At 53.8% G+C, this 301-nt stretch carries 1 protein-coding gene; it reads right to left on the bottom strand.

Annotation, left to right across the window (positions count from 1 at the left end; genetic code table 11):
- The coding region (locus tag AC1RPY_RS07780) for a hypothetical protein (RefSeq protein ID WP_481763112.1) at positions 1-301 on the bottom strand (301 nt) is incomplete at both ends.

Below are 301 nucleotides of genomic sequence, written 5' to 3'. Positions count from 1 at the left end.
GAGCTAAACAGATTCTTAGCCGCACTAGCCACGCCCGGCAACGAGTACGTAGCATCACACGACAGCGGTGTGGACGCGCTCGGGTTGATGAATAGCGTATCTAGGTCTTGCTGTGTGAGCATGAACAGAGGCTTGAATTCAACCAGCACGCGGCAGTGGTGCGGCAGACCAGTCTGTGCATCGAAGTTCGAGGCCGCCGTTATAGAGACTCGCGTGATAACCACTGAGTCGAAGAACAGATAGTTGCCAATCTTGATCGAGATGCGGTTCTTCAGCTTCGTGTTCCAGTAGGCAGCAGTAC

The organism is Dellaglioa sp. CoH-56-MRSF-12 (assembly GCF_056782075.1).
Note: the sequence above shows the minus strand (reverse complement) of the source record. Positions and strands in the feature narration are given on the sequence as shown.